General features: G+C 51.1%; 8 protein-coding genes and 16 tRNA genes. 23 read left to right on the plus strand and 1 reads right to left on the minus strand.

Going from position 1 to position 15,455, the window contains the following annotated elements; translation table 11 throughout:
- Window positions 1–234 precede the first annotated feature (234 nt).
- The 4 genes from ACO0LL_RS19170 to ACO0LL_RS19185 all read left to right on the plus strand — a co-directional run bounded on the left by ACO0LL_RS19170 (window position 235) and on the right by ACO0LL_RS19185 (window position 7,446).
- A complete protein-coding gene (locus ACO0LL_RS19170) occupies window positions 235–1,050 on the plus strand; it encodes a hypothetical protein (protein WP_422952429.1) in 816 nt (271 codons plus the stop codon).
- A gap of 104 nt (window positions 1,051–1,154) precedes the next feature.
- Window positions 1,155–5,477: an MG2 domain-containing protein gene (locus tag ACO0LL_RS19175; RefSeq protein WP_422952430.1), complete on the plus strand. Its 4,323-nt coding sequence runs from the start codon at window positions 1,155–1,157 to the stop codon at window positions 5,475–5,477.
- Window positions 5,441–6,214, plus strand: coding sequence for a sigma-70 family RNA polymerase sigma factor (locus tag ACO0LL_RS19180; protein WP_422952431.1), 774 nt, complete (start codon window positions 5,441–5,443; stop codon window positions 6,212–6,214). The genes ACO0LL_RS19175 and ACO0LL_RS19180 overlap by 37 nt, the downstream gene beginning before the upstream one ends.
- Window positions 6,211–7,446 (plus strand): hypothetical protein, encoded by a 1,236-nt coding sequence (locus tag ACO0LL_RS19185; protein ID WP_422952432.1) that lies wholly within the window; start codon window positions 6,211–6,213, stop codon window positions 7,444–7,446. Before ACO0LL_RS19180 ends, ACO0LL_RS19185 begins: the two co-directional genes overlap by 4 nt.
- Before the next feature lie 92 nt (window positions 7,447–7,538).
- Here the strand turns inward: ACO0LL_RS19185 and ACO0LL_RS19190 are convergent, their stop codons facing one another.
- On the minus strand, window positions 7,539–9,716 hold the full coding sequence (locus ACO0LL_RS19190; RefSeq protein WP_422952433.1) for a carbohydrate-binding module family 20 domain-containing protein: 2,178 nt from the start codon (window positions 9,714–9,716) through the stop codon (window positions 7,539–7,541).
- Between the two features lie 747 nt (window positions 9,717–10,463).
- On the opposite strand from ACO0LL_RS19190, the gene ACO0LL_RS19195 reads away from it, so the two are divergent.
- The 19 genes from ACO0LL_RS19195 to ACO0LL_RS19285 all read left to right on the plus strand — a co-directional run bounded on the left by ACO0LL_RS19195 (window position 10,464) and on the right by ACO0LL_RS19285 (window position 15,430).
- Entirely contained in the window at window positions 10,464–10,727 is a 264-nt protein-coding gene (locus ACO0LL_RS19195) for a hypothetical protein (protein ID WP_422952434.1), read from the plus strand.
- 292 nt (window positions 10,728–11,019) lie between these two features.
- Window positions 11,020–11,093, plus strand: a tRNA-Gly gene (locus ACO0LL_RS19200).
- Between the two features lie 52 nt (window positions 11,094–11,145).
- A tRNA-Glu gene (locus ACO0LL_RS19205) sits at window positions 11,146–11,220 on the plus strand.
- Between the two features lie 16 nt (window positions 11,221–11,236).
- Window positions 11,237–11,322, plus strand: a tRNA-Tyr gene (locus ACO0LL_RS19210).
- A gap of 144 nt (window positions 11,323–11,466) precedes the next feature.
- Window positions 11,467–11,542, plus strand: a tRNA-Ala gene (locus tag ACO0LL_RS19215).
- Between the two features lie 78 nt (window positions 11,543–11,620).
- Window positions 11,621–11,694 (plus strand) — tRNA-Lys (locus ACO0LL_RS19220).
- Between the two features lie 86 nt (window positions 11,695–11,780).
- Window positions 11,781–11,856 (plus strand) — tRNA-Asn (locus ACO0LL_RS19225).
- A gap of 4 nt (window positions 11,857–11,860) precedes the next feature.
- A tRNA-Ile gene (locus tag ACO0LL_RS19230) sits at window positions 11,861–11,935 on the plus strand.
- Window positions 11,936–11,945: 10 nt separating this feature from the next.
- Window positions 11,946–12,022 (plus strand) — tRNA-Ile (locus ACO0LL_RS19235).
- A gap of 41 nt (window positions 12,023–12,063) precedes the next feature.
- A tRNA-Trp gene (locus ACO0LL_RS19240) sits at window positions 12,064–12,139 on the plus strand.
- A 10-nt stretch (window positions 12,140–12,149) separates the two neighbouring features.
- Window positions 12,150–12,225, plus strand: a tRNA-Arg gene (locus ACO0LL_RS19245).
- A gap of 276 nt (window positions 12,226–12,501) precedes the next feature.
- Window positions 12,502–12,591, plus strand: a tRNA-Ser gene (locus tag ACO0LL_RS19250).
- A 5-nt stretch (window positions 12,592–12,596) separates the two neighbouring features.
- Window positions 12,597–12,673: transfer RNA gene (locus ACO0LL_RS19255), tRNA-Thr, on the plus strand.
- Between the two features lie 5 nt (window positions 12,674–12,678).
- Window positions 12,679–12,753 (plus strand) — tRNA-Asp (locus ACO0LL_RS19260).
- A 5-nt stretch (window positions 12,754–12,758) separates the two neighbouring features.
- A tRNA-Ser gene (locus ACO0LL_RS19265) sits at window positions 12,759–12,844 on the plus strand.
- Between the two features lie 9 nt (window positions 12,845–12,853).
- Window positions 12,854–13,090, plus strand: a tRNA-Arg gene (locus ACO0LL_RS19270).
- A 74-nt stretch (window positions 13,091–13,164) separates the two neighbouring features.
- Window positions 13,165–13,252: transfer RNA gene (locus tag ACO0LL_RS19275), tRNA-OTHER, on the plus strand.
- 86 nt (window positions 13,253–13,338) lie between these two features.
- Window positions 13,339–14,367: an RNA ligase (ATP) gene (locus ACO0LL_RS19280; protein WP_422952435.1), complete on the plus strand. Its 1,029-nt coding sequence runs from the start codon at window positions 13,339–13,341 to the stop codon at window positions 14,365–14,367.
- Between the two features lie 7 nt (window positions 14,368–14,374).
- Window positions 14,375–15,430, plus strand: coding sequence for a hypothetical protein (locus ACO0LL_RS19285; protein ID WP_422952436.1), 1,056 nt, complete (start codon window positions 14,375–14,377; stop codon window positions 15,428–15,430).
- The last annotated feature ends 25 nt before the right edge of the window (window positions 15,431–15,455 follow it).

Here is a 15,455-nt window from a genome sequence, read left to right on the forward strand (position 1 = left end):
TTCCTGAGGTGATTGCTGCGAGCAACTCAAATAACTTAGGCAACTTGGCCCATTTAAGAAACTTAAGCTCGCGATGGCTTCATATTATCCCTAAAAATTGAAAATGTGACACTGCATCATAAGAACGCCGTCATCTATTCAATTATTTTTTAAAAATCTTAACCCCTTTTGTTTTGCTGCTCCGTTTAATGAGTATGAATCTCGCTTTTTATGTAGAACAATATGGAGAACAAAATGAATAAATGGACATCTTTACTGGCAGCCCTGGCAATAGGGACAATGGCGTCGATGAGCACAATCGCACATGCGGGGCAGCTTGCTGGCGTCAGCATCATCAATCAAAGCACGGGTGAAAGGCTGCCTATATGGCGTCATCAGGGCAATAATTATGTAGCGGGCAAGCCCGGTGAGCGTTATGCGGTAGAAATCACCAACAAGACTGGTGGGCGTATTTTGTCGGTCTTGTCTGTCGATGGTGTCAATGTATTGACGGGTGCCACGGCATCGCCACAGCAATCAGGCTATGTATTGGCGAGCAGGCAGCCAGTAGAGATCAAAGGCTGGCGCAAGAATATGGATGAAGTGGCGGCTTTCTATTTTACCCAGTTGCCTGATTCGTATGCGGCACGCACTGGCAGGCCTGACAATGTCGGCGTCATCGGCGTGGCCCTGTTCAGGGAACTCAGGGAATACAGGGAACCTCTCCCTGTAGAACCCTGGTATTCACGCCGGAGTGAAGCTGCTGCACCTGCACCCGTTGCCCCAACTGCTTCTGCCTTACCTCCTGTTGAAGCGACCGGCAATCTGGCAAAAAGCAAGTCTGACATGGCAGAGAAATCTATGGATGCGAGGATAGGTACAGGCCATGGTGAACGCATAGACAGCAGCGTGCGGAACACCGATTTTCGCCGTGCCAGCCAGCAGCCTGACGAAATCATCAGTATTCAGTATGACACCTACGCTCATCTGGTAGCACGCGGCATTATCCCGCGTAACCGCTATCAGGATGCCAATCCCTTCCCTGGCGGTTTCGTACCTGACCCGAATTAAAGCGCCGCAAATATAGCGCACCACAACTACCTGATGTCATGCAGCACTTCCATGGGGGTTCCCCAGGCCCCCTTTCACACTAAAAATACAGGAAATTGTCAATAATGAAAAAATCTGGCCACTACTTTAAAGCACCGATCTTGTGTCCCTTGCTGTTACTGATGCTGGGCGGTTGTCAGTTTGGCGATGTCGCAGAGACCGTGGCTGCCACGGGTGATGTGATTGTAATCCCGCAGTCTGACGAAACAGCTTCCCGACAAGCTGGCAACAAGAAGAACAAAACGATCGCCTCTCAGGACGGGCAAAAACCGGTGCTGGGTCCGGTTGCGGCTGAACCAGCCCCGGCGGCATCGACCAGGATCAAGCAAGTGCGCGCGGAGGAATTGCCAGCCCTGATCAATAGTTATTTCGACACGCATGAGAGCCGCAACCTGTACATACAGGTAGATAAGCCGCTCTACAAACCCGGTGAAACCATCTGGTTCAAGAGCTGGGACCTGAAAGCCCGCAATTTGACTGGCAGCGAAACGCAAGCAGCAACGGTGGAGCTGATCTCGCCCAAAGGCGCCAGCGTGATCAAGAAACGCTTGCGTGTCGAGGCTGGTAGTGCTGCCAATGATTTTGAATTGCCAGCAGAGGCGCAGGGTGGTGAATACAAGATACGTATCACCAGCAGTAATGGAAAAACCCTGGAACGCGCCATCATCGTCTCTGCATTTGAAGCACCACGCATGAAGAAAACCCTGGAATTCGTCAAAAAATCTTATGGTGCGGGTGAACAGGTTAGCGCCACGATCGCCGTCAAGCGTCCTACTGGTGAGATCATGTCAGGCAAGCGCCTGGTTGCGGTGGCTACTGTCGATGGTGTGGAATTACCCCGCGTGAATGTTACGACAGATGCCACAGGTGAGGCACTGGTGAAATTTGATTTACCGAAGAACATCAGCACCGGTGATGGCTTGTTGACGATACTGGTAGAAGATGGCGGCATCACTGAATCGATTTCAAAATCCATACCCATCCTGCAAAACAAGCTGGCACTGTCTTTCTTCCCTGAAGGTGGCAAGATGGTGGCGGGCTTGCCTGCCCGTCTCTATTTTGAGGCCAAAACCAGGTTGGGAAAACCGGCAGATGCTGAGGGCAAACTGGTCGATGATCTGGGTAATACTGTTGCCAGATTCAGTACCTATAAAAATGGTCTGGGCCGTATGGCGTTTACGCCAGCTACAGGTCGTATCTATCATGCAGAAGTCAGCAAACCCAGCAGCGTGACTGAGCATTATGCTTTGCCATTGGCAGAAGAAGCGGGCTGTGTCATGCGCAGCTATGATGATCTGGATGGCCAGGAAAAAGCCTTGCGCGTAGCCGTGCAATGCAGCACTACGCAAAAGGTCGTGGTCGCAGCCACCGTGCGCGATAAATTATTTGATGCGGGCAGCATGGAAGCAGGCCCAAGTAAACCGGCTGTTATGTATTTGCAAGCCAAAGACCCGGCCACGACTGCTACTGCAGGCATCGCCCGTGTTACCCTGTTTAACCAGAACCTGGATCCGCTCGCAGAGCGCCTGGTGTTCCGCAATCGCCGTAACCGGCTTGAGATTAAGGTAGAACAAGACAAAAAAGCCTATGTACCGCGCGGCGAAGTCGCCCTGAACATCACAACCAAAGATGCCAGCGGCAAAGCTGTGCCAGCAGAACTGGCCCTGTCGGTTGTTGATGACACGGTGTTGTCATTTGCCGATGACAAGAGCGCCAATATGCTGTCGCGTCTTTTGCTGGAAAGTGAATTGCCCGGCAAGATAGAAGAGCCTAATTTTTATACCGACCTGGGTGAAGACAAAAGTGCCCTGGCGCTGGATATGCTGATGGGTACGCGTGGCTACAGGCGCTTTGACTGGGTACAGGTAACCAACCCGATTCAGCGTGTCACTGTTACTGGCAGCAATATCAGGCGACAAGAGGCAAATGCCGTAGCACCAGCCAACCTTGTTCCTTTGATGAAAGCAGCACCGTTGGCGTTACCAACGGCGGCGCCCATGCCAGCACTTGCACCTGCGCCTGCGCCTGTTCCGGCAGCGCTGCCAGAATTGAAAAAACTGGCTGCAGCTACAGTAGCAGTTGCACCGGCGGCACCACAAAAACCTGTCGCAGCAAAAATGAAAGAAGAATTTGCTGCGGGCCGGATTGTGGCCGCGGCTCCGGTGCAGATGGAAGCCAGATATTTTCCGGCAGAACCCATGGCTGACAAGGACTTCGCCCGCGCCGATGAGAACCTGGACGTCAGACCACGGGCATGGGCTGCAGTGCGGGTGTTTCCGGTTCCTGCCTATACGCCTGATTATGCCGGGCCGCGTGATGATTACCGCGATACCGTGATGTGGGCTCCTTCAGTAAAAACCGACAAGCAGGGCAAAGCGACCTTGAAGCTAGCCTTGTCAGATGCAGTGACGTCCTTCCGCGTCACGGCAGAAGGTGTTGGTGGCGGGCAGGCCGGGCATAGTGAAAACATCCTCAAATCTTCCTTGCCATTTTCTTTGTCGGCCAAGCTGCCACTGGAAATATCAGCAGGTGACAAGCCGCTGATCCCCGTCACCCTGAGCAATGAGGGCGAGCAGGCTGTTAATGTCACGCTCAATAGCAATTTTGGCAGACTCTTGAAAGCCAGTGACAGCAATGACAAAGTGGGCACTATTGCTGCTGGTCAGCGCAAGAGCATGTTCATTCCGCTTGAAGTCACGGGCACACAGGGTTTGTCGCAGGTACAGTTGTCGGCGACTGCCTCAGGCTTGAAAGATGAAGTCTTGCGCAGCATACCGGTGGTCGCCCCTGGCTTTCCGCAATTGCTGGAGAAGTCAGGGCAAATCAAGGGACAAGTTACGCATGACATCGATCTAAGCAAAGCCAACAAGGGTAGTGTGCAGACATCGATCAAGGTATATACCTCGCCACTCGCTACCATGGTATCTGGCCTGGAAGGCATGTTGCGCGAACCGTCAGGCTGTTTCGAGCAAACCTCATCGACCAATTACCCTAACGTCATGATCATGCAATACCTGAAGCAGCATGATGTGGCCGACAGCGCCTTGCTGGAACGTACCGGCAAATTGCTCGATAGCGGCTACAAGAAACTGGCGGGCTTTGAATCGCCGAAAAAAGGCTATGAATGGTTTGGTGGCGACCCCGGCCATGAAGCGCTGACTGCCTATGGCTTGCTGGAATTTGCGGATATGAAAAATATCTATGGCTCCGTCGATACCGCCATGCTGGCGCGTACTGCAAACTGGCTTAAAGCCAGACGTGATGGCAATGGCGGTTACCAACGCGATGCCAAGGCGCTCGACAGCTTTGGCCGTGCAGCACCAGAAGTGACTGATGCCTATATCACCTGGGCCCTGGTCAGCGCTGGTGAAAGCGGCTTGGACAAAGAAATAGGTAAATCCGTCAAACTGGCGGAAACCACGCAAGATGCATATCAACTGGCACTGGCCAGCGGCACCATGCTGGCACCCTCTGCAAAAACGGCGGTATCAGACAAGGCAAGGCGCGCTGCAGTAGATAAACTGGTGGGCATGCAAAATGCCAATGGTTCCTGGACGAATGCGGATCATTCCATCACCCGCAGCGGCGGCAGCAATCTGCATATAGAAACCACCTCGCTGGCGATACTGACCATGCTCAAATCAGATGGCCACCTGGAACAGGCACGCAAAGGCATCACCTGGTTGCAGGCAAATCGCAGCGGCTTTGGTCAATGGGGCGCAACCCAGGCCACTGTGCTGGCCCTGAAGGCAATGATCGCCTTTGACGAAGCGACCAGGGTTGCACCCACGGCCGGCAAAGTCAGCCTGCTGGTTGATGGTGTCGTGGTCAGCGAGAAGAGCTATGAGGCTGGCAAGCGTGAACCTTTATTGTTCAATGATTTTGAAAACCTGCTGACACCTGGCAAACATAATATCACGCTCAAAACCAGCAGCGGATCTGCGCTGCCGTATTCCATGGCGATTGAATACCGCAGCAATGAACCGGCATCATCCAATACTGCCGTCATTAACCTGAACACCAGCCTTGCTAAAGCTGATTTAAAAATGGGTGAGACCGTCAGGTTGAATGCGGTCATCAGCAACAAGACACAAACCGGCCAGCCCATGAGCCTGGTACGTCTGGGCTTGCCTGGTGGCCTGACTTTCCAGAACTGGCAGTTGAAAGAAATGCGTGAGAAAGGACAGATAGATTTCTATGAAACCCGTGCCCGTGAAGTGATACTGTATTTCCGTGACATGAAACCGGGCGAAGTGAAAAAACTGGCGGTAGATCTGGTGGCAACAGTTCCAGGCAGCTATACCGGGCCCGCTTCTTCTGCCTATCTGTACTATAACGATACTGACAAGACGTGGACAACTCCGCTGGCAATACGCATCGCGCCTTAGCATCAGCTAAAGCACTATCAGGGCGTTTTTTTGGCAAGTTGCTGATTGTCAGAAAAACGCCGGAAGTGGCTTGGATGCATGACAGTTTTACCCTGACAGTGCATGGAAATTATGCTGGTGAGACGGGATTTTCCGTTAAACTAGCGGCCATGATAACCGAACCACAAACAGACGAGGCACTGATGCTGCTCTATTGCGATGGCGACCTGCTCGCCTTCAAAGAGTTGTATCAGCGTCATCGCCTGGGTTTGTACCGCTTTATAGACTGGCGTTCACCACGTCAGGAATGGGTAGATGAAATCGTGCAGGACAGCTGGGCTGCACTGCATGCGGCACGGTCGCAATACACAGCGCTTGCCAGTTTCAAAACCTATTTGTACCAGATCGCCCGCAACCGTTTGATTGACATATTGCGCCAGCGAGAAAGCTTGCTTGACGCCGACCCTGACCAGTATGAACACACGCTGGAAAGCACACAGGAATCGACGCCGCTGACCAGGTCGCCAGAAACCCGGCTGGAAAAAAAACAGCAGACCGAGCGTCTGCATGAAGCAATCAGGAGCCTGCCCAGCGAACAGAAAGAAGCGCTGGTCTTGCAGCAATTCAATGGCCTGAGCCTGGAAGAAATTGCCACCATTACCGCCGTATCCACGGAGACCGTAAAAAGCAGATTACGTTATGCCATGCAAAAATTGCGTGCCGAATTGCATACCCAGACACAAGGGGAGCCAGCATGACATCCAGGAATGACGATATGCACGAAGCTGAATTTGAGGATTTCCTGCAAGGCAAGGGCGAACTCGCCAGCCTGCTGCAAGATTTGCCGCAAGCACAACCATCGGCAGAGCTGGATGCGGCGATCATCGCTGAGGCAAAACGTGCCCTTGCGGACCCATTAGCAACAAGGACAGCACCAGCCATTGTGCCACCCGCAGCCAATGATGCCACAGGCCCTGAAGGCAGCGGCAAAGCGCCATCATTTTTATGGCGCTGGAAGCTGCCACTGAGTCTGGCTGCCAGCATACTGTTTGCCATACCCGTGGTCATGCAGCAAAACCAGGAATCCTATCCGGCAGATCCAGTGACTGTGCGTGCTCCAAATGCACCTGCGGTACCTGCGATACAAGAAAAAGACACATCAGCATTGCCACAACTGGCACAAGCAGACTTGACGAAGCAGGCAAAGGTCGCCGCCGAAGTTGCCCCGCCAGCGGCGGCACCGGCAGCGAACATGAACAGTACAGCAGCACCTGCCATGGAGGCCAGCAAGGCCAAAGAAAGCCAGGTGGCCGATGACGCCAGACGTGCCAGCGCGGCAAAACCACGCAGCGAAATCAAGCAAGCTGAGCAGCAAGCCGAACTGCCGCCTGCACTAAGATCTGCTCCGGCTCCTGTCCCGGCTCCAGCACCCATGGTGGCCGCAGCACCTGAGCCTCCGAGAGTGACAATCACAGGGTCGGCAATACGCAGGCAAGACATGGCTGCGGCACCCGCGCAAGTGGTCAGCGCGGAAGAAAAAGTGGCAGCAGACAGCCAATATACCGGTAACGCAAAAATGCGTGCACTAGCGGCGAATGCCAGTGCCGCCAAAGCAGAGGCTACAGGCATGCTGGCGAAAACCAGTGAAACAGAATCCAGGGCGTCAGCAGCCATGGCAGAAAAGCCAGTAGTGACAGCATCGGCAGATAAAAAAGCTGATATGCCTGCGGCTGTACCATTCCCTGCCGCACAGTCAGCGCCACGCGTTGTCATGGCGCCACCACCTGTGGCAGCTGCACCGCCGCTGTCAGCCGCACTGGTGCCTGAAATACATCCGGGTGCCTATGAGTGGCTGGAGAAAATTGAACAGCTATTGAAGAACCGCCGTAACAAAGAAGCACTGGAAGAGTGGCGTAAATTCCGTGCCAGCTATCCGGGGTTCATTGTTGATCCATCCCTGCAAAAGCAGATAGAGGCACTGCAAAAATAAGAAAGGATCAATGACAAGCATTTGTCATTGATCCTCATACTCACCTTGGTCCAGGTTATTTTCTACCGGACGAAATTGCTACCTGATATAGCTTACTGGCGAAAAGTGCTGGCCGGTACAGTCACTGGCGCGCTGCCGCAGGCAGGTACATTAATTACACGGTTTGCCCCCACTTCCCAAGCCAGAGGTTTGACGCCCTGGGTCAGGTATTTGTATTCATAAGTCGTACTGGCATTCAGGTTGCGCGACACTGTCCACAAGGGCCAGAGGTTGCCTGACAACTTCGTGGCGGTTACGGTATTCCAGTTCCCTAGTTCTGCCCCGCTGCCGGTGAGGTAAACATCCTGCCCGACCACGGTAGTGTTATTGGTCACCTGGAAATTCACTTGTACCTGACAAGCACCCGCCAGCGTTTTTGCACTGGCCGCAATGCTGCTGACTGACACATTATTGGCATTATCGACCGCTGCGACAGTATAGCTATACGTGGTGGCTGGCGACAAACCGCTGTCAGCGAAGCTGGTGCTGGCGCTGAACACAGAGCTGCCGCCATTGCGTGCAATGTTATAGCCTTTCACGCCGCTGCCACCGGCATTGTCGGTAGCAGCATTCCAGCTCAGGTTGATGCTGCTACTGCTGGCGGCAGTTGCCGTCAGGCTGGTTGGTACTGAGGGGGCGGTCGTGTCATTCGATGCGCTACCGAGTTTCTGGTTGATGTGCAAGGCCACCGCTGGCACTGTGCTGCCACCATTTGCGGGTATGCTGAGAGTGACCATGCCATTCGCCGCGACCACCACCGCATCTGCCGTACACGCGGTTTTGCCAGCGTTGGCGACACCATGCACGACATTACAGTAGGTGCCGGCAGGCAGCAAGGTCTGGAAGCTTTGGTTCCATGCACTGAACTCATTATTGATGGCGACAAAACCTTTGCTGCCACGATTAAAGGCGATCTGGTTGGCGCTACCGCTGGTAAAATTATCGACACCCTGGCCCGATGTCACCGCACGAAAAGCCACCATATTGGCGATGTCAGCCCAGCGATGGATGAAATCCCATTGCTGGTTGATCAGTGGATTGCCATTCGCATCAAAGGGGCTGGCTGCCGGGGCATCAGCATTGGTGTTCGTGAAGATAAAACCGGAATGCACTTGCGCCTCACCATAAGGCCAGGCCAGCATGAAAATATTCGCCAGGTCATAGCGTTTGCTGCCCTGTGTATCATTCGTCGCACCACTGCGGTTACTGGCGTTCATGGAATCACCATTGCGCTCAGTATCCCAGTTATTGATAAACACGGTGGCCTTGCTGCTGTCTGTGAAAAAGCCCCAGGTACCACCCCAGTTACCGGGCGTGCCCATGATGCTGCGCATTTGTGAAATGCTGGCACCATTGAGGTTACGGAAAGTTTCTTTCATCGCCGTTGCATACTTGAATTCATTGATGGTGCCTATGCTCAGGTAAGAATTGCGATCTACCGTGCCATCGGTAATGATTTCTTGCGTGATCCATAAAGGCTCGCCAGCAGTGGTCGTATGCGTCACACCATTCACGATGGTTTGCAAATCACTCTGGCGTATATGCTTGGCCGCATCAAAACGAAAGCCATCTATGCCCATGCCTATCAGGCTGCTCAGATAATTCCTGATCTGGCCTTGTACATAGCTGGCACCCGTATCCAGATCGGGCAGGCCGACCAGGCGGCACTGCGTGACGGCATTGCGGTTATTACTGTAATCACTGCCCTGGATATCGCAGGCCGGATGAAAATCAGCAGCGCTGAAACGCGGGTAACTGCTGGCAGCTACCCAGTTTGCGCCAGCGGTAGAAGTGCCACTGCCTGCTGCCAGATGATTGACGACGATATCCGCATACACACGCACGCCTGCAGCGTGACAGGTATTGATCATGGCCTGCAGTTCGGCCCCCGAGCCCATCTTGCTGGTCAGATTGGTGTAATCGACAGGCTGGTAAATATCCCACCAGTTACTGCCACGATTGGCTGAACTGGGTGGTGATATCTGCACACCACCATAGCCTTGCGGGCCGAGGAAATTGCTGCATTCTTTGGCGATATCGGTCCACTTCCAGTGAAACATCTGCACCGAAGTGTCACGCGGATTAAAGGCGTGAGCAGGCGCACTTGCTGCCGCCATAGTCATGCCTGCCACACCACAAAAAAATGCTTTTTGTAATGCGCCCCTTATACCGTCCTTGATACCGCCTCTGCTATCGCATTTACTACTTTCCTTGCTTGTATTTTGATTCATATTGTCCCCTCACTATTTGCCTTGGCAAACTCAAACCCTGAGGATTTGAACTGCCCCCAATTTCATGCAGCTTAATTCGTGCCCTGCCTCAACAGCCCCAAACTCACCGCCCGTCTTGCCTGGCGGCACCATTGATGGCAAGCCAAGTGAAAAATCCACCTCAGCTGCAAGGCTTACCTACCTCTGCGGCTATTGATTTGCCACATGAGATTTTGATAAGCTTAAAAATTGTGCAGTAGTTTTAATACAAAAACTATCAATATATAAATATATTCATGCTGTTATGCAGCAAGGATTTAGTATGTAAATTTGAAATTCATTCTTGAATTTGCTGAAATCAAGTGTATTTACGGTTGTTGGCACACAACAATGCATATTAAGTAATTTGACTACATTATTTTTGTAGTTGAGTGCTTTATGCAAATATAGGTACCTGACAGCCCGCATCTATAGATGAGGTCGAAAAACTCTGTTCAAAACATTTTGCGAAAATCAGACGCATCAAAATCACCATACCAAATGATGGTCAAAGCAATAAATGAGGCGCGATTTGGGCCAGCTTTTCATAGTGCGGCGAGGGCCAGCAAGCGCTTTTGCAGATATGAAGCAACAAGCCTCACATTTGCATCAGTCGCACAAAAACATCATTAATTTGAATAAATTCTTCATGCCATGCTTGTTTTTTAAAAAAAGCTGTGGCAAGATACGTACATCAACCAAGCAACACCACACTATTTAGGAATGATCGTGAAAACAACTTTGACACAACAACTGATACAAAACTTGCGCAAGACAGCGCGGGCTTTGGCGTCGGTTGCCAAAGTTGGCAGTGCAGCAGGCGGCACATGGAGTACCTATGAAGCCTCGTATCGTACAAATACAGATACACGCACAACTAAAGATACAGATAGTGAGATGTTCAATGATGTCAGCCCAATTAATTTTGCGGCCACATGGTTTAGCAACACAAGCATTCGAGGGGAAACCCTGAAGGTCACAGGCGGCAGTTAAAGCCACCCAAGACCCTAGCGCTGAAAAGCCCGGATGCCCTGAAAAGCTCCGGGCTTTTTGATTTTTTGGTTTTGATTTTTATTTAGATTTTTAGTTTGCTTGCAGTATCCAAGGCAAACCACAGCAGTTAAACCCGCCAAGGCGGTCGTGACCGGACAACACCGGATCATGGGAGCTCTTTAACAATTTGGGAAGTTCAAACAGTTTTATCCCAAGGGCAGGAACATCTGCTTTTGGGGTAAGGCTGAATACAAAAACTCGTTTCATCATTGAAGATGAAACACGTTTATATGCGGGTGTAGCTCAAAGGTAGAGCTGAAGCCTTCCAAGCTTACGGTAAGAGTTCGATTCTCTTCTCCCGCTCCATCATGAAAGTGACTTTATAAGTACTTGCTATTGCCGAGGTTTTTTTCATGATGTCTTTGTCGTCTAATGGTGAGGACAGCTGACTTTCTATCAGCGAATGGCGGTTCGATTCCGCTCAGAGACTCCAGTATCAACAGTTTTAAGGATGGTTACCCGACCGGTAAGGGATGCGACTGTAAATCGCACGAGCGCCCGCTCATAGGTGGTTCGATTCCATCACCATCCACCATTTTTTTGTGTCTCAAGCTAACCAGGTGAAAGCGCCGTTTTGAAGAATCGGAGAGCGTGGATCGTTACCACGGGGACGCACCATTTTATTCGCAGTAAATAACATGGCATTTTCAATGTCACGTGCAATTACCTTACAGATTACGGGGGTGTAGCTCAGTTGGAAGAGCGCCTGCTTTGCATGCAGTATGTCGTCGGTTCAATTCCGTCCACCTCCACCATTTTTTTCATTTCAATAACAGGAGTAAATCATGAAGCGAAAGACCATGCATCGTCAGATGCCACACTTAATCATCTCACGGGATGTAGCTCAAAGGTAGAGCATCCGGCTTTTAACCGGACGGCGAGAGTTCGATTCTCTCTATCCCGACCAACAAGAATACCGATTAAAGCGTAGTCGTTTTAACCGATGTTTTTGAACGTATTTCTTCAACAATGAGAGCTGTATTTCAGTTTAATTCCCCGATAGCTCAGCTGGCAGAGCGATGCACTGTTAATGCATCTGTCCCTGGTTCGAATCCAGGTCGAGGAGCCATAACGTCCCTTTAGCTCAGTGGGAGAGCAACCGGCTCATAACCGGTGGGTCGCTGGTTCAAAACCAGCAAGGGGCACCATTTTATCTTTACTTGCATAGCTCAATTGGTCAGAGCGTTGCCTTGATAAGGCAGAGGCTGATGGTTCAACTCCATCTGCAAGTACCAGTTTTTGTATGCATTTCATCAGCATGAAATGCATAGCCATTATCTCAGTAGCTCAATTGGCAGAGTCGCGGTCTCCAAAACCGAAGGTTGCAGGTTCAAGTCCTGCCTGGGATGCCAAACATTTTTTCTCGCCTTAGCTCAGTTGGAAGAGCGCAACAATACGAATGTTGAGGCCGCAGGTTCGACCCCTGCAGGCGGGTCCAGTTTTACCGTGTGATCATGTGATCCTCACTACCTCACCAGTGGGATGTGTACACACACATGCGCGGTATTTTTTATTGGGACTTACGTAAAACCGCCCCAGCTTCGTTGCAGCTCCTCTCCTAGGAGCCGCGTACTAAAGTACTGTCTTCGTCGCTACGGTGTTTTGGGGTTTCAGACAACATGTTGTCCGCCAACGCAACGAACCACCCTTGCAAGGGTGGTTTCCTAAAGCGATAGCCTTGCTGGGACAATTTTACGTACGCCCTGATAACAAAGGAAGATTCGCATAATGGTATTGCACCGGGTTGCTAACCCGGCATGGTTCTCCCGAGCCTGTGTGCGTTCGAGTCGCACATCTTCCGCCAGTTTTGCCGGTTTAGCTCAGTCTGGTAGAGCAACTGATTTGTAATCAGTGGGTCGCGGGTTCGAATCCTGCAGCCGGCACCAGTTTTGCCCTATTAACTCAATGGTAGAGTGTTCGCCTGTCTAGCGAAATGTCAGCGGTTCGATTCCGCTATAGGGCGCCATCTATGGAAGCGTGGCAGAGTGGTAATGCAACTGTCTTGAAAACAGTAGGCCCGATGGGGCCCGTGAGTTCGAATCTCACCGCTTCCTCCATCTCAATTCGTGTCAGTAGCTCAAAGGATAGAGCCCCGGTCTTCTACACCGACTGTTGCGGGTTGTAGTGGACTGTAACAGTGAAAAGCGAAGTGCCTGCCATGCGCGCGCCGACCATGGCGGCGTTGCAAATACTCGCGATAGCCCCGCTATCGCTGTGTTTTGCGCCTTGCCCTGGTTCGCCGGGCGCATGTCCTTCACTTTCGCTTTCACTATTACAGTCCACTGATCCCGCCTGACGCACCATCTTTGATCGCCACACACAGACCCGTTTCGGCCTTGCCGATTCGTGGCGATCATTCCTCCATCCCTTGACCATACGAGATTTAGCTCAGTTGGCAGAGCATTCGCTTTTTTCAAGATGCTATATGCGAGCGGTCGCTGGTTCAAATCCAGCAATCTAGACCACTATTTCCCGTTTTCATTCCCCACTTAATTCCATTCGCTTACAATTGCCGTCATTCAAAATCACATAAAAATAAAAAGGAATCCCCATGAGAAAATTAGTCACTATCAGAACCGTCAGCAATATCAGGCCTATCCCTGATGCAGATGCCATAGAATGCGCCAGCGTGGATGGCTGGTCTGTGGTCGTCAAGAAAAATGAATTCCAGGTTGGTGATGCCTGTGTCTATTTTGAGATCGATTCCTTCCTGCCTTTGAGCGATGCACGTTTTGTTTTTCTTGAAAAAAACAAAATCATCTGGAATGAAAAAAACGGAATCAGGCTGCGCACGATTAAACTGCGTGGCCAGATTTCACAGGGCATGATACTGCCGCTGAATCAGTTTCCAGAATTGATTGAACTTACCGATGACGGCAACGCAGATTTTAGCCAGGTACTGGGTATAGAAAAATGGGAACCTGTCATTCCAGCCTCACTGTCTGGTGAAGTGGAAGGCGCTTTTCCTGAATACATACGCAAGACGGATCAAGAGCGCATACAAAACCTGACTGAAGTCTTGAGCACTCAGGCACAGGAAGAATTTGAAGTCACCATCAAGCTCGATGGTTCCAGCATGACGGTCTTTCACAATGCAGGTGTCTCTGGTGTGTGCGGCAGAAACTGGTGGATCAGGGAATCTGAAGCCAATAGCCTGTGGCGTGTGGCAAAGCAAAATCAAATACTGACTGCTTTGCTTGCTTATGGTCGTAATCTGGCCCTACAAGGTGAGATCATAGGTGAAGGCATACAGGGTAATCCTGAAAAGATGCGCGGCCAGGATTTTTATCTGTTCGATATTTTTGATATTGATGCCAGTAGATATCTGGGCAGGGCAGAACGTCAGGAAGTACTGGCCGGGCTACGTGCCCTGGGTGCTACTGTGCATGAAGTGCCGTGGCTGGAAAACATGACACTGGAACGCTTTGGCGGCGATGTGAGTAAAGTGCTGGATTATGCTGAGGGCGGTTCGCTGAACCCGGCCACGTCCAGGGAAGGTGTAGTCTTCAAACGTCTCGATGGCAGCATGTCGTTCAAGGCGATTTCAAACACATATTTGCTGAAACACGGAGACAGGTAGGAAGATCATGGGTGGAAATGCATTAAAAGCTGAATCGGTTCGTTTGCCTGCTGCACGCTATCGCGAAGTGGAACATGAAGCTGTGACTATATTGCAGCGGCATTTTCCACAACGCCGTATCGAGGCAATCACCGCTTACGCTGACAAGGCAGACTTTGGTGATCTCGATATTTTGATCGAAGCTGATGATGACTACGATGCAGCGCAATTCGCTGCGGCATTGCAGGCGACCGAAATCGTCTTGAATGGTGACGTCACCAGCATAGGCCTGGCGGTAACAGAAGGCGTGTTCCAGCTTGATCTGATCAGGACAGAGTCTGACTCATTTGATTTTGCTTCACGCTATTTTGGCTACAATGACTTTGGTAACCTGATAGGCCGCATAGCGCATAAATTTGGTGCCAAGTTTGGTCACCTGGGCTTGTTGTATCCACTACGTGCTCCGGATGACAAAGATCATTTGCTTGCAGAATTGTGCATCACCAGGGACTTTAGTGAAGCACTGAAGCTGCTCGGATATGATGCCCCGCTGTATGAGAATATGCGAGTGAACGGGCAATTCAAAAACCTGCAAGATATTTTTCGCTATGTTGTGTCTTCGCCGTATGTCAATCGCGAGATTTATCTGCTGGATAACCGTAATCACAAGGCCAGGATACGTGATGCCAAGCGTGCGACTTACAATGCCTTTTTATCGTGGCTGGACGAGCAGGATGAAATCACACTGCCAGCCTACCCTTGGGCAGTAGCAGGCACGGCTGCGCGTGATGAGCAAAAACAGGAATTTCTGGAAGCGACTTTTTTGCGCTTTCCTGACTTCAAGCAGGCTTATGATCAGGCGCTGGAAAAATACGCCCGCAAGAAACAATTGAAACAACAATTCAATGGTGAGCTTGCGGCTGACATCACTGGCCTGTCTGGCAAACGGCTAGGTGAATTGATGGCGCAAGTGCGTCATTCATTTATTGATGAAACCAGTTTTGAAAACTTCTTTCTTGAAGCTGACTTTGAGGTTGTCAAAGCCAGGTTTTTAAAGGAAGCGGCATTAATCCTGCCGTCATGAACTTCCCAAATAAGGCTGCCTGCGC

The organism is Undibacterium sp. TC4M20W, from assembly GCF_049340245.1.
In the GTDB taxonomy this organism is placed as follows: domain Bacteria; phylum Pseudomonadota; class Gammaproteobacteria; order Burkholderiales; family Burkholderiaceae_D; genus Undibacterium.